Source organism: Fictibacillus nanhaiensis (assembly GCF_023715445.1).
GTDB lineage: Bacteria > Bacillota > Bacilli > Bacillales > Fictibacillaceae > Fictibacillus > Fictibacillus nanhaiensis_D.
Window position 1 is genome coordinate 79,269 of the sequence record NZ_JAMBOD010000004.1, and the last position, 19,881, is coordinate 99,149.

At 41.0% G+C, this 19,881-nt stretch carries 17 protein-coding genes and 1 other annotated feature; of the genes, 7 read left to right on the forward strand and 10 right to left on the reverse strand.

Features of this window, described 5'->3' with window-relative positions:
• Positions 1–45: 45 nt before the first annotated feature.
• The 3 genes from M3196_RS12585 to M3196_RS12595 all read right to left on the reverse strand — a co-directional run bounded on the left by M3196_RS12585 (position 46) and on the right by M3196_RS12595 (position 3,816).
• The gene (locus tag M3196_RS12585) at positions 46–1,917 is read right to left on the reverse strand and encodes a heavy metal translocating P-type ATPase (protein WP_251322664.1); all 1,872 of its coding nucleotides are present in this window, start codon (positions 1,915–1,917) and stop codon (positions 46–48) included.
• Between the two features lie 208 nt (positions 1,918–2,125).
• Positions 2,126–2,932, reverse strand: a complete 807-nt coding sequence (locus M3196_RS12590; RefSeq protein WP_251322665.1) for an ABC transporter permease — start codon at positions 2,930–2,932, stop codon at positions 2,126–2,128.
• Positions 2,929–3,816, reverse strand: coding sequence for an ABC transporter ATP-binding protein (locus tag M3196_RS12595; protein WP_251322666.1), 888 nt, complete (start codon positions 3,814–3,816; stop codon positions 2,929–2,931). The genes M3196_RS12590 and M3196_RS12595 overlap by 4 nt, the downstream gene beginning before the upstream one ends.
• A gap of 146 nt (positions 3,817–3,962) precedes the next feature.
• On the opposite strand from M3196_RS12595, the gene M3196_RS12600 reads away from it, so the two are divergent.
• The 4 genes from M3196_RS12600 to M3196_RS12615 all read left to right on the forward strand — a co-directional run bounded on the left by M3196_RS12600 (position 3,963) and on the right by M3196_RS12615 (position 6,914).
• Entirely contained in the window at positions 3,963–4,553 is a 591-nt protein-coding gene (locus M3196_RS12600) for a TetR/AcrR family transcriptional regulator (RefSeq protein ID WP_251322667.1), read from the forward strand.
• 46 nt (positions 4,554–4,599) lie between these two features.
• On the forward strand, positions 4,600–5,043 hold the full coding sequence (locus M3196_RS12605; protein WP_251322668.1) for an NUDIX hydrolase: 444 nt from the start codon (positions 4,600–4,602) through the stop codon (positions 5,041–5,043).
• Positions 5,044–5,279: 236 nt separating this feature from the next.
• Positions 5,280–5,897 carry a DUF47 domain-containing protein gene (locus tag M3196_RS12610; RefSeq protein ID WP_251322669.1) on the forward strand — a complete coding sequence of 206 codons (618 nt, stop codon included), beginning with the start codon at positions 5,280–5,282 and terminating at the stop codon, positions 5,895–5,897.
• Positions 5,898–5,909: 12 nt separating this feature from the next.
• Positions 5,910–6,914 carry an inorganic phosphate transporter gene (locus tag M3196_RS12615; RefSeq protein WP_251322670.1) on the forward strand — a complete coding sequence of 335 codons (1,005 nt, stop codon included), beginning with the start codon at positions 5,910–5,912 and terminating at the stop codon, positions 6,912–6,914.
• 397 nt (positions 6,915–7,311) lie between these two features.
• On the opposite strand, the gene M3196_RS12620 is transcribed toward M3196_RS12615, so the two are convergent.
• Positions 7,312–9,072, reverse strand: a complete 1,761-nt coding sequence (locus M3196_RS12620) for an ABC transporter substrate-binding protein (RefSeq protein ID WP_251322671.1) — start codon at positions 9,070–9,072, stop codon at positions 7,312–7,314.
• Between the two features lie 101 nt (positions 9,073–9,173).
• On the opposite strand from M3196_RS12620, the gene M3196_RS12625 reads away from it, so the two are divergent.
• Positions 9,174–10,442, forward strand: coding sequence for an MDR family MFS transporter (locus tag M3196_RS12625; RefSeq protein ID WP_251322672.1), 1,269 nt, complete (start codon positions 9,174–9,176; stop codon positions 10,440–10,442).
• A 12-nt stretch (positions 10,443–10,454) separates the two neighbouring features.
• Complete coding sequence (locus M3196_RS12630; protein WP_251322674.1) at positions 10,455–11,105, forward strand: YdcF family protein; 651 nt, start codon at positions 10,455–10,457, stop codon at positions 11,103–11,105.
• A gap of 63 nt (positions 11,106–11,168) precedes the next feature.
• Here M3196_RS12630 and M3196_RS12635 read toward each other — a convergent pair whose 3' ends face one another.
• Positions 11,169–12,422 carry a dicarboxylate/amino acid:cation symporter gene (locus M3196_RS12635; protein WP_251322675.1) on the reverse strand — a complete coding sequence of 418 codons (1,254 nt, stop codon included), beginning with the start codon at positions 12,420–12,422 and terminating at the stop codon, positions 11,169–11,171.
• A gap of 129 nt (positions 12,423–12,551) precedes the next feature.
• Positions 12,552–13,991 (reverse strand): proline--tRNA ligase, encoded by a 1,440-nt coding sequence (proS, locus tag M3196_RS12640; RefSeq protein ID WP_425311004.1) that lies wholly within the window; start codon positions 13,989–13,991, stop codon positions 12,552–12,554.
• 38 nt (positions 13,992–14,029) lie between these two features.
• Positions 14,030–14,243 (reverse strand) — a binding site (T-box leader).
• 188 nt (positions 14,244–14,431) lie between these two features.
• Here proS and M3196_RS12645 point away from each other — a divergent pair.
• Entirely contained in the window at positions 14,432–15,835 is a 1,404-nt protein-coding gene (locus M3196_RS12645) for a LysM peptidoglycan-binding domain-containing protein (RefSeq protein ID WP_251322677.1), read from the forward strand.
• Positions 15,836–16,003: 168 nt separating this feature from the next.
• Here M3196_RS12645 and M3196_RS12650 read toward each other — a convergent pair whose 3' ends face one another.
• From M3196_RS12650 to M3196_RS12665, 4 genes are read right to left on the reverse strand one after another with little or no spacing between them, the layout of a single operon-like run.
• Positions 16,004–16,972: a sugar phosphate isomerase/epimerase family protein gene (locus tag M3196_RS12650; protein WP_251322678.1), complete on the reverse strand. Its 969-nt coding sequence runs from the start codon at positions 16,970–16,972 to the stop codon at positions 16,004–16,006.
• Entirely contained in the window at positions 16,969–18,030 is a 1,062-nt protein-coding gene (locus M3196_RS12655) for a Gfo/Idh/MocA family protein (protein WP_251322679.1), read from the reverse strand. The genes M3196_RS12650 and M3196_RS12655 overlap by 4 nt, the downstream gene beginning before the upstream one ends.
• Positions 18,027–19,064, reverse strand: coding sequence for a Gfo/Idh/MocA family protein (locus M3196_RS12660; RefSeq protein ID WP_251322890.1), 1,038 nt, complete (start codon positions 19,062–19,064; stop codon positions 18,027–18,029). The genes M3196_RS12655 and M3196_RS12660 overlap by 4 nt, the downstream gene beginning before the upstream one ends.
• Positions 19,065–19,094: 30 nt before the next feature.
• Positions 19,095–19,817 carry a ThuA domain-containing protein gene (locus M3196_RS12665; RefSeq protein WP_251322680.1) on the reverse strand — a complete coding sequence of 241 codons (723 nt, stop codon included), beginning with the start codon at positions 19,815–19,817 and terminating at the stop codon, positions 19,095–19,097.
• Positions 19,818–19,881 lie beyond the last annotated feature (64 nt).

Consider the following 19,881-nt stretch of genomic DNA (forward strand, 5'->3'; position numbering starts at 1 on the left):
TAATATAACAAAAAGCCGTGACGCAATGTCCGGCTTTTTTTGTGTCTATCCTTTTAATAAACGAAGGCCATTTAAGATGACAAGAATCGTACTCCCTTCATGTCCGATGACTCCAAAAGGAAGCGTTAAGACCTGAAAGTAGTTGGCAAAGAGCAAGAATAAAATAACACTTATTGAAAAACCGATGTTTTGTTTAACAATTTTGTTCAAACGTTCTGAGAGCTGCATGGCATACAGAAGTTTGCTTAAATCATTTTTTACAAGTACAACATCTGCTGTTTCAATCGCCGTATCACTTCCCATCCCCATTGCAACGCCAACATCAGCAAGAGCTAAAGCTGGAGCGTCGTTCACACCATCTCCGATCATGGCAACCACAGCATTGCGCTCTTTCCATTTCTGAATCATATTTACCTTATCTTCCGGCATACAGGAGTAGCCTACTTCGTCTACTTTGGCAATCTGTCCGATCATTTCTGCCCCGCGCTTTGTATCTCCTGTTAACATGAGCGTCAAGATTTGTTTTTGTTTTAGTGATTGAATTGCCTTAACTGTTTCATCTCGCACCGTGTCACCGATTAAAAAATAAGCTGCCAATTCATCATCTGCTGTTACATAAACGACGCTTTGACCAGTACCTTCATTTTCGGAATCCATTTCTGAAATTAGCTTTATCTCTAGTTTTTCCTTTATCCCAGTCAGCTCACGGCTTCCAATTTTCCAGCTTATTCCGGCTGCTTCTGCTTTTATACCCAGCCCAGGCAGATCCTCATATGCGATTAATTCTCTCTCGTTTATTGTAAAGTCGGTCTTTAATTTTTCAAGAATCGCCTTTGCTAACGGATGAGTGCTGTTTTTTTCTATGGTATAAATAAACGAAATCAATTCCTCCTCTTCTAGTGAAGGATGAACAAATTTTACCGCTGCAACAGTCGGATTTCCTTCAGTGAGTGTTCCTGTTTTATCAAAAGCGATCACGTTCACCAGGCTTAGCTTCTCCAGAAAAACACCACTTTTGAACAGAATACCATGTTTAGCTGCATTCGATAGCGATGCGAGCAAAGCCGGCATGGTTGATGCGACGAGAGCACAAGGTGATGCAACTACGAGCAAAACACAAGCACGGTAAAGGGATTCTGAATAAGTCCATATTCCTGTTGAACCCGGAACTAGAACCGTTAAAGCCGCGGCCAATAGGACAAATAATACATACTTCGCTTCAAACTCTTCAATCTTCCTTTGAACAGGCGGCGCCTCACTCTGGGCTTTGTTCACAAGGTCAATCATTCTTTGAAAAACAGAGTCTTTCATGTGTTTTGAAACGGAGATCTCCAGCAGTCCTGACTGATTAAATGTGCCTGCCAATACTTCTGAAGATGGCTGAATCTCTTTTGCCAGTGACTCTCCTGTCAAGAGAGAGTCGTTGACGAACGATTTTCCCTTTTGCACAATGCCGTCTGCTGGTATCCTTTCACCTGGTTTAACTTTAATAAGGTCGCCAGGCTCAAGAGTTGACGCATTTACCCGAAACTCTTTATCTCCTGAGATCAGCCATGCTTCTTCCGGCTGAAGAGAAATAAGAGACTTTATTTCTTTGTCGCTTTTTTGCAATGTGTAGCTTTCAAGTGCGCCTGAATAGGCGAAAATCAATATGAGGACTGCCCCTTCTCCCCAATAACCGATTGCAGCAGAACCAATTGCAGCAAACATCATCAATAGTTCCACATTCAGCTGCTTTTCTTCCAGACTTTGCTGAATACCTTCCACTGCTTTTGCATAACCGCCAACTACAAAAGCGAGTATATAGAACAGTACATAAAATGGTGAATGGGAGTACTTTTCAATTATCCACGCCAAAAGAATAAAGACCCCGGCGCTTGTAGCAAGAATAAGCTGATTGCGTGCAGAGAGTTCCATTGGACTTCCCTCCTACGTATTTGATAATAAAAATCATCCTCAAGTACCCTATAAAAGCAGAAATGCTGCCGTCTAGACGACAGCAGCCTGAAAACTATCCAATATTCGGTTCCTAGCCCTACTATTCTATGCAGAGACCTTTAAAACAGTGATCAATTTATTATTATTTTTATTATACTTCTTTATTAAAATGAAAGAAATCATTAAACTACAGAGGCAGATTTCTTCTATTAAACACGACGATGCTCGCCGTGAACAGTAAAACTGCAGCCACTCCAAGCAACGAACCCATTAATAGAGCGTCAGTTTCATTGTTAATCATCTTAATAGGGTCATATAATTTGAATATCGTAAAATTTAAAAGCCATTCTGTTTCTTCGCTTAATTTCCCAGCCATGTTCAGCATATAGAAAAGGAGTGTCAATCCCGCTGAAATACCAAGAGCCGTTTTCTCATCATTAAATGCAGAGGAAATAAAGAAACAATAACTAGCAATGACGGAAAAGATGAGAAATGTTAGAACATTGAGCGTAATGAATGAAGCAACGTCAAGTTCATACCCCGAAATCAGCCACTCGCTTGCTGCAATACCACTGATTGTTGTAAATGCAATAATTAACCCCAGACCTGTTATCATAACTGAAGCTTGTGTTGCAGCAATTTTTATCCGTGAATTTGGCGTTGCGAGTAAATATGCCATAGAACCTTGATCCACAAGGCGTGCCATTAATCTGGTCGCAGTCAGGATGACATAGACCATCAAAATAATTAAAAACAGCATGCCGTAAAATTCTCCTGCAATATAATCAGCAAGCGAATTAATGCCATTTTCCATGCCGATCAGCTTGCGCATGCCTTCCGGGAGTGCATTAATCATATCGTTAAACCCCTTCATATCAGCAATCGAAGGATAGATCCATATGATTAAAACGATATAAGCAACTGCTCCATATATAAATCCGCCGAGCATTTTCGCATGACTTTTCAGCATTGATAGGTAGAGAGGCCAGCTCATTTCCCCACTTCCCTTCTGTCATAGTAATGCATAAAGATATCTTCTAAATCTTGTGGTCTTGTATCCAGGTGCTCTACCTCACAGCGGCTCAATAATTGAATGAATTCCTGGTCGTTCCCCTGAACCGAAACATGCAGCGTCTTTTCCCCCACACTCTCTGTTTGAAGCCCAGAACCAAGAATGGATTCAATATCCGTATCGTTTTTAACCTTTACCTCGAATACCCTTCTTTGAACCGTTCGCAATGAATGCATATTTTCTAATGCTACAAGCCTTCCATCTTTAATTATTCCGGCTGAATCGCAGGTCCTTTCGATTTCCTGGAAGCTGTGAGAGGACATTACTATTGTTTTATTATTCTTCTTTTCTTCTAAAATCAGATCAATAAAAACCCGCTGCATGAGTGGATCGAGCCCTGATGTTGGTTCATCAAGAATCAGCACATCCGGTTCATGCATAAAAGCCGCAATGATTCCAACCTTCTGCTTCATCCCTTTAGACATTTTACGAATGGGCGTTTTTACATCAAGCTGAAAACGTTCGATCAGTTCGTCTCTTTTTTTATTCTCTCTATGTCTTCTCATTTTTTGCATAAGTTTTAAGAATTCCAAACCGGTCATTCCTTCTAGAAAAACAATCTCCCCCGGCAGATACCCAACCCTCTTTTGAACTTCTGATGATTTCGACCAGCAGTCCAGTCCGTTAATGGATGAAATGCCATCATCAGGCTCCATGAAACCCATCAAATGACGGATTGTTGTAGATTTCCCTGCCCCGTTTGGTCCAATATAGCCAAATACTTCCCCTTTTTTCACTTCAAAATTTACATCAAACAAACCTTTTTCAGGTGTAAAACGTTTTGTTAACTTTTCTACCTTTATCATCAGACACACCTTCTTTTTGAAATATTTATATGTTTATATTTCAAAATTAGCATATAACGGTATTCATTTTTTGACAACAACTTTTTGAAATATCTTGTTTGTTATTTTTCAAAAAATGTTTTATTCTAATAGTGAGGTGAAGTGTTTTGAACGGATATGAACGCCGGAAAGAGCAAAAGAAAATCGATATAAAAAAAGCCGCCTTTTTCCTATTTCAAAAACAAGGAGTTAAAGATATAAAAATCGAAGACATCGCAAAAAAAGCAGGTGTCTCCCAAGTAACGATCTATAACCATTTTGGCAGCAAGGAAGCATTATTCAGGGAAGTTATCAAAGACTATACCACCGAACAATATGAATTTCATAAAGAGCTATTTGATAAGGATATTTCATTTCTCGAGAAAATGAAGACAAGTATTCTTTATAAAACAAAGGAACTAGAGAATATCCATCCAGAAGTGATCAGAGAAATGATGTTAGTTGATGAGGAATTAAAAGCATTTTTAGCTGATTTCCAGACAAAATATGCGATCCCGTTAATTTTAAAATTAATTAAAGATGCTCAATTAAGCGGCGAAATTAATCCCGATCTGTCCGAACAGTCCATCATGGTTTATATTCAGCTGTTTAATAACGATATGCTAATAACGTTAATTACTGGTGAGAACGGAAAAAAACTAGCTTCAGATATCTTCCAAATGTTCTTTTATGGATTATCACATCCAAAGGAATACTGATAAGAAACAGCGAAAATAACAAAAGGAACTTTCAGGAGGTTTGAATATGTTTGTTGTTAACGTGGAAGCTGCGGTATTTAACGATGATAAATGGCTTATTATCCAGAGGAGTTTAAAAGAAGAACATGCAGCCGGAGAGCTTTCTCTTGCCGGCGGACAAGTTGAGGATGAAGGAAACTCCTCGGATATTCTGGAACGTACCGCCAAAAGGGAAGTTTTTGAAGAAACCGGTGTGATCGTAAAAGATACCCTTCTATATGTTCATAGCACATCGTTTATTTCAAATTCAGGAAAAAAAGTAGTAGATATTGTTATGCTGGCTGAATATGAAAACGGTGATTCACATTCTAAAAGTGAAGACGAGGTTACGGATGTTTTTTGGCTCACGACAGACGAAATAATGAACCATGTAAACACTGGTCCTATTTTAAGAGAAAGTATTAAACGAGCTCATCTTTTAAAGGAAAAACTTTATACAAAAATGATTTAAGAAGCTTTAATAGGAAAGCTTTCTTTTTTTGCTTATCTTTTTAATTATTTGGGAAAAGTAAAAAGATACACCTGTTCAGTAAAAGTTTTGTAAATTATTGATTACAATTCATTCTTTTTCGACAAAAACTCTCATTATTTTGTATAATATGTTGGGTGGTTAAAAAAGACAAAAATAACTGCCTATATAACAGATTAAAGAAAAAGGATTTAAGACATTTCTTTTGGAGGGTACTTATGTTTACAAAGAAAAAGGATAAGTTTGCTGTAATGCTAACGGATATTGCGAGCAACCTTAAAGAATCTGCTGGTTATTTTTACGATTTCAAGATCAATAACGAAAATGACTTGCGTGAGTTTGCTGATCACTTAAAAGAACTTGAGTCAAAAGGCGATTCATATGTTCATACCGTTATCATGGAACTGAACAAAGTCTTTATTACACCAATTGAAAGAGAAGACATCTTATCACTTGCTATGAGCATGGATGATATTTTAGATGGCATCGAACAGGCTTCTGCCCTATTCGATATTTATGTCATAACAAATCCTGATGAATACATGGTTAAATTTGTTGAATATATTAAATTAAGTGCAGACGAAATTTTGCTGACAGTCAATCTTCTTGCCGATAAAAAACTGCTTGATATGCGTGAACATGCTATTAAGATTAAAGATTATGAATCAAAATGTGACGACCTGTACCGTGAAGCACGACGTGAGTTATTTGCAACTGAAACAGATCCGATCAAAGTAATCAAGTACAAGGAAATGTATGAAGTACTTGAAGGCATTGCCGACAGCTGCCAGAACGTTGCCAACACTCTTGAATCTATCATCATGAAAAACGCGTAACGGGTGGCAGGTATGGAATTCGATTCTATTTTAATCCTTACCATTCTGATTGTTATTGGAGCACTAGCGTTTGATTTTATCAATGGATTTCATGATACAGCAAATGCCATTGCAACGTCTGTTTCCACTAAAGCCCTAACACCTAGAAAAGCCATTCTATTGGCAGCTGTCATGAACTTTGTCGGAGCTATGACATTTACAGGTGTAGCAAAAACGATCACAAAAGACATTGTAGATCCATTCACACTTCAAAATGGATCAGTCGTTATTTTAGCTGCTCTTATTGCAGCTATTGCATGGAATTTGATCACATGGTATTACGGAATTCCGAGTTCTTCATCCCACGCGATCATTGGATCTATTGCAGGTGCTGCGATAGCTGCTGCGGGATTTGAAGCTTTACATTATTCCGGATTCCTTAAAATTATATATGGATTATTGCTTTCGCCAATATTGGCATTTGCGGTTGGTTTTGTATTTTATCATTTGATTAAACTGATCTTTAAAAATGCAAACTTAACCAAAACAAACAATGGGTTCAGAAAAGTTCAAGTAATGACTGCTGCATTCCAGGCCTATTCGCATGGAACGAACGATGCACAAAAGGCGATGGGGATCATTACGATGGCTTTAATCGCAAACGGTTATACAGAAAGTACAGATATACAGTTATGGGTTCAAGTTTCCTGTGCCATTGCAATGGGTCTTGGAACTTCAGTTGGCGGATGGAAGATCATCAAAACAGTTGGCGGTAAGATTATGAAGATCCGTCCAGTAAACGGTGTTTCAGCAGATTTAACCGGTGCATCTGTAATTCTTGGTGCGTCCGTTTTAGGGATTCCGGTAAGTACGACTCACGTAATTACTTCGTCTATCCTTGGCGTAGGTGCTTCTCACCGTCTAAGAGGCGTTAAATGGGGTACAGCCAAGACGATGCTTATCACTTGGTGTATCACGCTTCCTATTTCTGCTACACTTGCGGCATTATCCTATTTTGTACTGAATTTATTCTTTTAAATCAGGAAAAGAAGCCTGTTATACGGGCTTCTTTTTTTGCAGTTATATTTTCTTATAAGAATCCTTGATTTTTTCATAAGGAATTAGGACGTATGGCTGATCTGTCTGAGTGAAAAGTTCTATTCCTGGCTGATTTTCATCTGGGGAAAAGTACTTTCTCCCCCATTTCTTAACTATCCATCCTTGTACTCCTGCAGGGATGGATCCCCAATTTTTCTTTACGTTCATGTCATTTTTCAATAAAAGGATAGAACCCGCCGAATAAGTTAGATAAGATACCAGTTACCTCACAGGGCTCACTAATCTCAATCCGATAAAGGTTTACTGTTTTCACCTTTGATTCCCTCCTATGCTTTACAATTTATACGAATAGGATTTGATAAAGATTCTAGTAAAGCTAAAAATAGGTTTTTATCGCTGGCTTAATCCACAGTTTTCGAAAATCCGCCCATCCGAATGTATTCATGGAAACATTCTTAAGACTGGACGGAAAGTTCTTTTTCCTATAGGTGTGGTAGCTGTTGATCACAAGACGGTTCTCATAGAGAAAGTGTTCAACTTCTTCCATAAATTGTTTTTGTTTCTCTTCATCCTCTTCGTCCATGAGAAGATCCACAATTCGCTGTACTTTCTCCCCTTCTTCTCCCGCCAAAAAGCGGTTCACAAAACTCGCTTTATGCTTAAAGAAATTGATAAAGGCAAGGACAACATTATCTTCAAACATCTCTCCCATAATGATCATATCAGAGTCAGCGGTTACTTCTTCTTTATAATAATCAGGCAGTGGAAATGGATGCAGCAATAGATTCAAGCCGATTTCCTCTGCTCTCTTCTTTAACCACCTTGCATCTTCATTGCTGTATTTCATATCAAAAAAGCTTACTTTAAGAATTTCTCCTTTATAGCCTGATACCTGAAGGGATTCTGCAGCTTGTTTCAGTGATTTTTTCTCTGGAGGGTTTTCCAGGCTCTTTTCAGGAAATAGACTTGTCGCTGCGATTAATTTGTCATTTTCTCGTTCCTGAATCATTAGCTGGATATCAAATAAATGATAAACAGCATTTCTAAAGTGCCAATTTTGCACGATCGCTGGTTTATTCAAATTAAAAGCGATATAGTTGCTGCCCACTTGCAAAAGATCAACTGCTTCTCCCTTTATTTCGTCCTGCGATTCAGGCAGTTCATAATGAAGTTCTACTTTTGAGTTCTCGGGGATTCTCCAGATCTCAATCTGGTCAAGCCATGCTCTTTCCTTAAAATAATGGCCATTTGCCTCCAGTACGAGCACATCATCATCATAAGCTTTGACGGCGAACGGTCCAGTTCCTGTCATTTTAGATCCACCTTCAGGCTGTACGGCCATTGAAATTGAACTTACAAAATGAAGAAACATTCGTGTTTTTCTTTTTAAGTAAAATTGGATCGTATAAAGTCCTATGCAGCTTACATCGATTACGAGAGCTGTCTGCCATTGGCAGGGTGAGTTTGCGTTTTGGTCTTTTAATCTCTGAAAGGTGTACAGTACGTCTTTTGATGTCATCGTTTTACCGTTATGAAACATCACCCCTTTTCGTAAATAAAAGGTGATTATGCATCCATCAGATGAAATGTCATAATCGTGAGCCAAATGGGGTTTAAACACTTGTTCCTTTACATCATATTGAAGAAGGGTATCATAAATCTGCCTTGCAAAATGAGATTCCGTAGATACAGATACAAAAGCTGGATCCAGTGTTGAAAGCTTTCGTGTCATTGGAATCTTTAGAACATCTTTTACGGATTCCTGTCCTTTTTCCTGATAGCCAAAATGGGTGTCCAGCATGTTATGAAGTTCATTTTTTATATCTTCTGGAAGGTTTTCTTTCAAAAGATTAATCGCTCCGGTCAGATCGTCATTTTGAAGCAGCTGATTGAAGATTTCAGTTAGCCCTGTACGCATATCTTTATGAAAAGTAAGAGTCGAGGTGTTGCCTCTTCCTCTTCCCGGTTCCCATGTCAGCCAGTTTTCTTCTGCCATTCTTTTTAATAGGATTTTCACATTGCGCTCCGTACAGCACAGAACATTTGAAAGTTCCTGAACAGTTACACGCATGGAATCCATATATTCATTTTCTTTTTGATACACTCGCAGACTCACATAATATTCGTGCAGTTTCATAAAAAAACCTCCATATTGTAAAAGGGGAAATAATAAATAAAAGTTTACCCTTTTTCTTCTCCTTTTTCTAGATAAAATTGGAAATAAGGAGAGTGACTATTATGGGGTTTAAGGAATTACACCGGAATATAAAGATCCGGATTATAACTTCTTTTTTAACACGTATTGTAGGTACAATGATTTTCCCATTCATGGCAATCTATTTTTCTATGAAGGTCGGTCAAGTAATGGCAGGCTTTCTCTTAATCACAAATGTTCTTGTTTCTCTTTTTATTAGTTTTTATGGAGGATACATCGCAGACCGTGTCGGCCGGAAAAAGGTTATGGTAACGGCACAAGGCATTCAAGTTGGCGCTTTTGCTGTCATGGCACTGGCAAACTCACCGTTTCTTGATTCTGTCTGGCTGACGTTTTCAATGATGCTTGTTTCAAGCGTCAGCTCTGGATTAATGAATCCAGCAGCAGAAGCTATGCTGATTGATGTGAGTACTCCTGAAAACCGGAAATTTATGTACAGCTTAAACTACTGGTCAATTAATCTATCAATCGCTCTGGGAGCGATCGTCGGCGGCTTGCTGTTTAAGTCACACCGCTTTGAGCTGTTTTTAGTGCTTACGGCTGTTTCTGTTTTCACGTGGATCCTGGTTACGTATTGGATGACTGAATCGTTTGAATCAAAGCGTGCTGAAGTCAGTTCCGGAAAGAGAAATGTCTTGCGTGACGTCATTGAAAACTACCGGTCGGTTATGAATGATAAAACGTTTATGCTGTACGTTGCCGGAAGCATCTGCATCATGTCTCTTGAGTTCCAGATGCATAACTATATCGGTGTCCGTTTAGATCAGGAGTTTGAAGTACGTACGCTTACCTTCTGGAATGGATTCTCATTTGAAATGACAGGTATCAGAATGCTGAGCTGGCTATCTACAGAAAACACGGTACTCGTTGTTTTATTAACGATATGGCTTACAAAACAGATGAAACGGTTCAACGACGCGAAGGTCTTTTTTATTGGATTATCTCTGTATTCCATAGGCTACGCTGTTGTGGGGGCATCAAACTCAATGGCGATTCTGATGAGTGCTGTTCTGTTGTACACGATCGGTGAACTTCTATACGTTCCGATCCGCCAGGCGTTCTTGGCAGATCTTGCAGATGATACAAAGAGAAGTTCGTACATGGCGATGAACGGACTTGTTTTCCAAGCAGCAAAAATTGCTGGATCTCTGGGGCTTACCATCGGTGCATTTTTACCGTCATGGACGATGGGAAGTATGTATTTGTTATTGGGTGTTATGGGCATGTTCCTGTTCCAGATGGCATTTACCCGGTTTTATAAGAATGAAACGGCTGTTAAAGCAACAGCTTAAGGAGGTATTTGATTGGAACCTTTCATTGCTAAAGAACCAGAAAATGTACCTGAGTTAAGTAAGGAGCAAATAGAATGGCTTACCGAAGTTGTTTTTTTTAGTGATGAGAAGCCGGAATTATGTGACGCTGTTTTTGTCTTTGGAGGAACACATCCGGGTCATTGGGAAAAAGCGATAGAAGCATACCATACCCGATTGAGTTCTGTATTTATTGTAACAGGCGGAGTTAGTGCGACTGGAAAAAAACATTCAGCTTGGAAAGATGGAGATACCTCCGAATCAATCGTGATAAAAAGAAAAATGATTGAAGCAGGTGTCCCTGAATCCTATATTTATTATGAAGAAACTTCTTGTAACTCGGCTGAAAATGTGACACATGCGCTTAAGGTATTTGATTTTACAAAAGTAAAATCACTGCTCGTGGTAAGTAAGGAACATGGGGCAGGAAGGCAGATTCGGACACTGCAAAAATATTTGCCAAAAGGTATTCGGTTTATTCCTTTTGGATTTCCGGCTGTTTATAGCGGCGAAGGCTTACGGCGTGATAATTGGCACCTGACTCAAGAAGGAAGAGCTCGTGTGTGGGGAGAGTATTTGCGTATTTGTATCTATGGTGATCGAGGTCATATAATAGGAATCCCCGCAGAGAAAAGAATAATATAAGGCAAAGCCCTTCAGCTCATCATGTAAGCTGGAGGGCTTTACTAGCTCTATTCGATTAAACGTTTAGGCGCCTTTTTGCTCTTTTAACGGAGAAACCTTCTTTGCAAGCCAGTTCTTCCCTTCCACAAGACGAGCCGTCATCATACTCGCCACATTATCACCTGTTGCGTTCAGTAATGTTGCTGGCGGATCTATAATGGCAGAAATCGCAGCAATGATTGGAAGAGCTTCAACAGGGAAACCAAACAATGAAAGGATCAGCATCTCGGCAATCAACCCGCCTTGTGGGATCGCACCCATTACCATCCCTACAAGAAGTGCTACCGCACCTACCAGGAAGTATGTGTCGATACCGGAGAAATCCATACCAAAGATTCCGAACAGGAACGTGATTTTAAGAACGCCGCCAATGACGGATCCGTCTTTATGAAGCGTTGCACCAAGCGGGATTGTAGTTTCTGCAATATCGTCAGGAACACCCATCTTTTTCGTTGCTTCTAAGTTTACGGGAATACTTGCTGCCGAACTGCACGTCGCCAGACTTGTAACAGATGGTGAGAGCATATTTTTCCAGAACGTACGAATCCCGAGTTTGCCGTGTGCCATCCACGCATAAAGCGTAAAGAACCCAAAGAAATACAAAAGAGAGAACGGATAGTAGAATAATACCGCTTTAAAATAGGAACCTAGTAAAGTAGGTCCAAACTCTCCGACGAGTGCAGCAAAGTAAGCTCCAAGACCGATTGGCGCATAGTACATGACGTACTTTACCATCTGCAGCGTAACTTCACTGCCGGCTGCGAGGAAATTCGCAAGCGGTTTTGCCTTCTCTCCTACTTTGGATGTAGCTAGTCCTAATAGAACAGAAAAAAGTATAAGTGCTAACATATTCGCACGGCTTAACAGATCAACAAAATCTGGCACCGTAACCGTGCTTACCAGCTGGTCTCCGATCGATACTTCTTCATTTGCCGCTTCCGGTTTAACAAGATCGATGTTTACCCCTTCAGACGGCGGAAAAAGTTTGATTCCGGCCATACTTGTAATTGCCGCAACTGTTCCTGTTAATGTAAAAACAATCAGCATCGAGCTTATGATCTTTCCAAATCTTTTTGCCCCAGCCATGTTGGCAACGCTTGAAGAGATGGAAAAGAACACAAGCGGAACGACGATCATAAACATGACATTTAAAAATAAGTCCCCAAATGGTTTAAGAACTGCCGCGTCTTTACCCATAACAGAACCGATGACACTTCCGATGATGATAGAAATGAGCAAAATAACAGGTGAGCGATAGGCTTTCCACGTATTTTTCATAAAAATTTCTCCCTTAAATAGATTCATAACTACTCTATCTATTTTATACGGAAAAAAAGTTTTGCATAGTGGTGTGAGAAAAAAATAGGGGGACAGACCCGGGTCTGTCCCCTGCTTTTGTACTATAAATTAATAAGCTTTTGCCCAATAAACGAGATGCTTTCCTTCTTGGTCACAGCACACACATTTGTCTGACAGCTTTTCTTGTTCAAAAGGCATACATCTTGATGTTACACCTGTTTCGTCTTTAATAAAGTTCTCGCAGGCTTCATCTCCGCACCACATTGCTTTTATGAATCCTCCATTGTTTGTAAGACTTTCTTTAAACTTTTCGAAGGTGGTTGCAACGGATGTTTTTTCTTCACGGTGCTTTTTCGCTTTTTCAAACAAGCTGTTTTGGATATCGGTTAAGATTTCGTGGATATGTGTTTCTAAGTTTTCTGTTGATACCGTTTGTTTTTCTCCAGTATCACGCCGGACGAGTACGACTTGCTGCTGTTCGATATCGCGTGGTCCTGCTTCTAAACGAAGCGGAATTCCCTTCATCTCATATTCGTTGAACTTCCAGCCTGGTTTTTTATCGCTCGCATCAATTCCTGTTCGGATTGTTGTAGAAAGCTTTTCTTTTACATGATATGCAAAATCCAATACACCTTCTTTATGCTGCGCGATCGGAACGATCATTAGCTGTATTGGCGCAATCTTTGGTGGAACAATCAATCCTCTGTCATCACCGTGAACCATTATCATCGCTCCGATAATACGTGTTGTGAATCCCCAAGATGTTTGCTGGACCGTCTGCAGCTTACCTTCTCGATTTGTGAACTGGATTCCGAATGCCTTAGCAAATCCGTCTCCTAGATGATGTGAAGTCCCAGATTGGAGAGCCTTACCGTCATGCATCAAACTTTCAATCGTATACGTATACTTAGCTCCAGCAAACTTTTCTTTTTCTGTTTTTTGCCCCTTGATAACTGGAACTGCTAAATACTCTTCACAAAGCTCTGCGTAAACGTTAAGCATACGGACGGTTTCTTCATGGGCATCTTCATCCGTTTCATGGCACGTGTGCCCTTCCTGCCAAAGGAATTCAAGTGTGCGGAGGAATGGGCGGGTTGTTTTTTCCCATCTCACAACGTTAGACCATTGGTTATACAGCTTCGGCAGATCACGGTATGAATGAATAATGCTTTTAAAATGCTCTGCAAAAAGAACTTCAGAAGTCGGACGCACGCATAGACGTTCGGTAAGTTTCTCTTCCCCGCCGTGTGTCACCCAAGCCACTTCCGGTGCAAAACCTTCGATGTGGTCTTTCTCTTTTTGAAGCAGACTTTCTGGAATAAAAAGCGGCATGTATACATTTTCATGACCCGTTTCTTTGATGCGTTTATCCAGCTGGTTTTGAATGTTTTCCCAGATCGCATAACCATATGGTCTTAGAATCATCGAGCCGCGGACACTTGAATAATCAATTAATTCCGCTTTTGTTACAACATCTGTATACCATTGTGCAAAATCATCGTTCATACTTGTAACGTCTTTTACAAAATCCTTTGCCATTTTATGCACCTCGCAATTTTTATAACTAAAAAAAGCCACGCTTCATCATTAGGGACCAATCTCTTGGCGGTACCACCCTAATTCAAAGCACAGCTTTACACTCTTTCATGATAACGGTCTTGAACCGCTGATATCTTCCACTAGTTTCGGGATCAGAACTCAGAGGCAGGTTCGATTGGCTGTCAGTAGGAACCTTTCACCATCTGGTTCCCTCTCTATGAAAGACAAGATCAATGTACTAATCCTCATCGATGTTTCAAGTTGTTTTTGAAAATTATAGTTGATGCTGCCATGAATTGTCAATCAGTGATTTAATTCTAATTCTGCGATTACTCTTTACAGCTTTAAAGTGAGAGGGGGGACAGACCCGGGTCTGTCCCCCTGCTCACTTCTTCATAAAATGGCTCTTTTTTTAATACATTAAATACAGAGTAAAGGAGGCGTTATTTATGTACATTCATGTTGTTCAAAGAGGTGATTCTCTTTGGCAAATCTCTCAGCGCTACGGTGTCCAGATGGCTTCTATCGTTAAAGCCAACGGTATTGAAAATCAAAATGTATTAGTTGTTGGCCAGGCGCTAGTGATTCCAAATGATTTTCCGACCTATACGATTCAATCAGGAGATACACTTTATGAGATTGCGAACCGGTTCAGGACTACTGTTGAGAGTTTAATAGGCTGGAACAACATCCCTCTTGCTTCCGTTATTTATGTCGGCCAAGTGATTGATATACCTATACATGTAGTAAAGCAAGGTGAATCTCTTTATGCAATTGCAAACCGGTATGGCACTTCCGTGGCAGATTTACAGAGAGAAAATAATATCCCTAATCCTAGTTTGATATATACGGGAACGAGGCTTTCTATTCCTTATAAAAGACCAGTAAAAGAAGTAAATGCCTATGTAACCAACATGGGAGCTGCCTCCCAAACCGAGGTGAGAAATGTAGGTTCTTACCTAACCTATATTACGCCGTTTCATTATTCTGTCACAAGGACTGGCGGTTTAACGGCACTTCAAGATGAAGGCATAATTGCAGCTGCAAGAGTAAATCGTGTTGCTCCGCTTATGGGCATCGCCAATATTGAAGGTGAAGGGTTTAATTCAGATTTGATCAAAACCATATTAGACAGTGATTCGTTGCAGGAAACCGTATTAAATAATATTTTGGGTACGATGCAAACGAAAGGATACCGTGGAGTTAACTTTGATTTCGAATACGTTTATCCAGAGAATAAAGAAGATTATAATAATTTCTTAAGACGTGCAGTCGCAAAGTATAAACCTTTAGGCTACTCCGTTTCTACGGCAGTTGCCCCAAAATATAAGGAAGATCAGCCAGGATTGCTGTATGAAGCACATGACTACAGGGCGCATGGAGAAATCGTGGATTTTGTTGTAGTCATGACATATGAATGGGGATGGGCAGGCGGCCGTGCAATGGCAATCGCTCCCTTAGACGAAGTAAAAAAAGTTCTGGATTACACCGTTACGGCTATTCCCCGTGAAAAAATAATGATGGGTGTTCCGACATATGGGCGTGATTGGACATTACCATTCGTACAAGGCACGTTTGCAAAAACGCTTAGTCAAGTAGCAGCTGTCAATCTCGCAGCTCGTATGAATGCTTCCATTGAATTTGACGAAGGAGACCAATCCCCTTGGTTCAAGTACTTCGATGCACAAGGCAAAGAGCATGAAGTCTGGTTTGAGGATGCCAGAAGCGTGCAGGCAAAATACAGAACTGCCATTGATTATGGTCTGCGTGGAGTAAGCTTCTGGGTGCTCGGGATCCCGTTCCCGCAGAACTGGCCTGTCGTTCGCGACACGATGCGCGTAAGAAAGATTTGATAGGAAAGATTGAGATTGGTTATTTTATTGGGGTTGTATTTATTGAAATGAAAAAAGCCTGAAATCCGATGTATTGGATTTCAGGCTTTCTTATTCAAGGAGTGTGCACCCCACAAATACAAATCAGCTGGATTTGTATTTGTCTGGGGTCAGACCCCTACTTTTGTACTAGACCCACCACATCTCGGCTGGCTGCTCGGAGATGAGGATCGACTGCAAGTTCTTCACCGCGCGCGTGAACCCTTCTTCGATCGACATGATTGGATCTTCATGCTCGATGCTCACCACGTAATCATAGCCATACGTACGAAGCGCACTCATCATATCAGACCATTCCTGAACGGAATGGCCACAGCCTACAGAGCGGAAGCTCCAAGCACGGTTTTTAACCGCCCCATATGGCTGCATATCTGTTAAACCGTACATATTGATATTGTCTTGATCCAAGTATGTGTCTTTTGCATGGAAATGATGGATCGCTCCAGCTTTTCCTAGAATCTTAATCGCTGCAACAGGATCGATTCCTTGCCACCATAAATGTGAGGGATCAAGGTTTGCGCCGATCGCATCACATGTTTCTTCACGCAGTTTTAAGAGCGTGTATGGTGTATGAACCAAGAAACCGCCGTGAAGCTCCAGTCCTATCTTAACACCATGTTCTTTCGCAAACTGTCCCCATGTGCGCCAGTATGGAATCAACTTTTCTTCCCACTGCCATTTCAGAACATCACTGTATTCGTTTGGCCAAGGAGAAACCGGCCAGTTCGGATACTTCGCGTTCTCAGAATCTCCTGGTACACCAGAGAAACAGTTCACGACAGGAACGTTCATCAATCCAGCAAGCTCTACTGTTTTTACAAAAGTATCATGGGATTCCTTTGCAAACGCCTCATCTGGCGACAATGGGTTGCCGTGGCAGCTGAATGCTGAAATCGTTAATCCGCGCTTTTCAACTTCGTGTAAATATTGATTCCGCTTCTCTTCACTCGCTAATAATTCATCAAGAGGGCAGTGCGCGTTGCCTGGGTAATTTCCTGTTCCGATCTCAACGGCTTGTACGCCTGCCTCTTTTACATAATCAAGCATTTCCGTAAATGACTTTTGCGAAAATAGAACTGTAAATACTCCTAGCTTCATGCTTTCTCCACTCCTTTACCATTCTCAACCTGGACGCTTTTCCCCATCAAACTGCTTGCGTAGATCGCTTCAATAACACGGGATGTGTTCATGGCTTCTTCTGCAGTAACCAGAGGTTCAGCTTTTCCAAGACAGCTATCCACAAAATTGATGGCTTGCGGAAGTCCTGGATCATCTTCACCAAGAATCCAATCTGCTATTGTTGTCGTCATCATACCGTTTTCCGCTTTATTGACCGAGAAAGGGAAAACATCAAGTCCGCCGCGGTCACCTGAAATACGGAGCACCTCTGCATCATCCGGAATGTTTGCAGCCCATGACGTTTCAAACAAAATCGTTCCTCCGTTAGCTAAACGAATATAAGCTGTAACATGATCATCCACTTCAAATGTTTCTGAGTCAAAAGAGCCCCATTGGTTCACCTGCTCAGCTTCTCGGCTCACTGTGTTGAACGTTTGTCCTGAAACTTCAGTCACAACCGGATTATCGAGCAGCCAAAGCGTTAAGTCCAGCAGATGACAGCCATAGTCTATTAAACTTCCTCCGCCTTGCAGCTCTTTGTTCGTGAAAACGCCCCAGCCTGGCACCTTGCGTCTTCTTAAAGCCTGAACACGAACGACTAAAGGATTACCTACTTCGCCTCTTTCGATCACACGTTTAGCAGCTTGTGATTCTTTCATATGACGATAGTGATACGCAATCGATAACACCTTGCCCGAACGCTTTTCAGCTTCAACCATCTCTGCACATTCTTCAATAGTCATTGCCATTGGTTTTTCACAGAGTACATGTTTACCAGCATCTAGAGCCGCCACTGTTATTTCTCTGTGAAACTTGTTTGGGGTACATATGACAACGGCATCCACATGCGGCCACATCTCTTGATAGGTTGTGAAGTAGTTCGGTACGTGAAATTTTTCAGCGACAGACTTAGCCACTTCCACGTTCACATCACTGATTGCAGTTACTTCTGCTTTCTCTCCAAGTTGTTGAAATGCGGGGATGTGACGGCCTTGTGCGATGCCGCCAGCCCCGATTATGCCGACTCTTAATTTCATGCGTGAACACCTGTTTGAACTTTTTCAATCGTCTTCTTCTCATTTGATTCCAGTGCTGCAAGAATTACAGACAATGAACGCTTTCCTTCCTCACCTGTGATAAGCGGCGTATTCCCTGATTCAACAGCATCGATGAAATGATCAACAACATGAGAGTTTGATTGGTTTTCATTCGTTTGAATCGCACCTAGCTCATAACGGACATTTGAACCATCTGTGTATTGGGCAACAAGGGAATATTTCGGGTCGTCTTCTAAACGAAGAATGCCTTTTTCACCATAAATAATGGTAGAGTTGTCTTCTTTTGCCATGTAAGACCAGCTTGCAGCGAGTGTTCCGATAATGCCGCTTTCTGTTTTTAATACACATACAGCCGTATCATCAACAGAAGCAAAATCTTTCGCACTCGTTTCTACAAAAGCACCTACCTCTATGATTTCTTCACCAAGAACATAACGGATCAGGTCTGTTTTATGAACACCAAGGTCACCCATCGCTCCGATAAAAGCTTCATCCTTTTTAAAGAACCAGCTGTTTTTTCCGTCGACACTCCACGCTTCAGGTCCTGGGTGTCCAAACGCTGTACGGAAGCTGTATACTTTTCCAAGCTCACCGTTTGCAATTATTTCACGTGCTTTTTGATGAGCAGGGACAAAACGCTGGTTATGTCCAATCATGAGTGTCTTGCCGCTTTGTTCAGCCGCTTCAATCATTTCTTCAGCTTCTTGTAAAGAAGTTGCCATCGGCTTTTCACATAATACATGCTTTCCAGCTTTTAAAGCCGCTACCGAAATCGGTGCATGCAGGTAGTTAGGCGTACAAACGCTTACTGCTTCAACTTCATCCCGTGCAAGCAGCTCGTTGTAATCCGTGAAAATTTCACCGCCGTAAATGGCCTGTGCCGCTTCAGCACGTTCTTTTACAACATCACATACAGCAACGATTTCAACATCCTGATTTTGAGCATACTCCGGCAGGTGGCGATGGTTTGCAATACTTCCACATCCGATGATTCCAACTTTTACTGTCATAATAACTTCCTCCTCATGATTGGTTTTTTTATTTTATTTAGCTGCGATCGCTTCAAGCGGTTTTGCGTTTCCGTATACAGGAGCTTGGCTTCCTGATGGAGCAAGGAATGAAACAGCATTTGTGATAACCGTTTGAACATCTTTGTTATAATACGTCGGGTATGTTTCATGGCCCGGACGGAAGTAGAAGATCTTCCCTTTTCCGCGGTTGTAAGCACAGCCCGAACGGAACACTTCTCCGCCTTCAAACCAACTCACAAAAACTAGATCATCCGGTGCCGGAATATCAAAGTGTTCGCCATACATTTCTTCTTTTTCAAGCTCGATGTATTCACCAAGGCCGTTTGCAACCGGGTGGCTAGGATTCACAATCCAGATACGTTCTTTCTCGTCAGCTTCACGCCACTTCAAATCACAAGACGTTCCCATAAGCTTTTTAAAGATTTTAGAAAAATGACCGGAATGAAGGACAAGCAATCCCATTCCATCAAGTACACGCTGCTGCACCTTGTTTACAATCTCATCATCCACCTCGTCATGCGCAAGGTGTCCCCACCATACAAGGACATCTGTACTGTTTAAAACTTCATCCGTAAGTCCGTGCTGCGGCTCGTCGAGTGTTGCAGTCTTTACATCATGTCCTGCATGCTCCAGGAATTCTGCAATCGCACCGTGAATGCCTTTTGGATAGATTTCTTGTACCGTAGGGTTCTTCTGCTCATGGCGGTTCTCATTCCAAACTGTTACTTTAATCATGTGTATACCTCCTATATAGGTGTAAGCGCTTTACGTAAACGTTTACGTGTTCCGTAAAATAAAA